The 794-nt window shown below is 36.1% G+C and carries 1 protein-coding gene; it reads left to right on the top strand.

Annotated elements, in window-relative coordinates; genetic code table 11:
* The coding region (locus D7Z26_RS27150) for a serine hydrolase domain-containing protein (RefSeq protein ID WP_147423909.1) at nt 1-794 on the top strand (794 nt) is incomplete at its 3' end.

The following is a 794-nucleotide window of genomic DNA, read 5'->3' as shown; positions in this document are numbered from 1 at the left end:
ATGGAAATTCCATATCAGAATAAAATAAATAAAGAAAGCTTAAAATCATTTGTTAGTTTTCTAGAAAAGGAGAAAATTGAAAGCTGTTTGATGAGCTCAGGTCAAGATATTGTACTTCAATATTTTAGAAACAATAAATCTAAAACTAAACTTCACAAAGTTAACTCATGCACGAAGAGTATTACCTCATGCTTAATTGGAATTGCTTTCGAACAGGGATTGCTTCCAGATCTTAATACACCTATTGTTAATTACTTTCCATCGCTTCAACAGGATAAGGACGATCGGAAACAACGTATTACAATTGATCACTTGTTAAGTATGAGTGCAGGTTTTGACTGGCCAGAGATGGGGGAATGGAATGGTTGGCCACAGATGATACATAGCCCCAACTGGGTCAATTATATATTAGAGCGCCCATTAAACACCGAACCCGGTGAACGAATGAACTATAATTCCGGCTGCAGCCATCTGTTATTATCAATTCTTCAAAAGGTAACAAAAACAAGTGCAAAAGATTTTGCAATAAAAAACCTTTTCTCTCGTTTAGAGATTAAAGATTTCATTTGGCATGTAGATCCTCAAGGAGTTAACATTGGCGGTTTCGGGTTACACATGTCTATACAAGATATGCAGAAATTTGGCTATTTTTATTTGAACAAAGGACGCTGGGGGAAACGACAACTACTTAGTGAAGAATGGATATCTACTTCAACAATGCCTAAGTATCTAACCTATGAAGACTTAGGTTATTACGGTCGTCATTGGTGGGTATCGGATGAATTATTAGACCG

Source organism: Cohnella endophytica, from assembly GCF_003628305.1.
GTDB lineage: Bacteria > Bacillota > Bacilli > Paenibacillales > Paenibacillaceae > Cohnella > Cohnella endophytica.
Note: the sequence above shows the minus strand (reverse complement) of the source record. Positions and strands in the feature narration are given on the sequence as shown.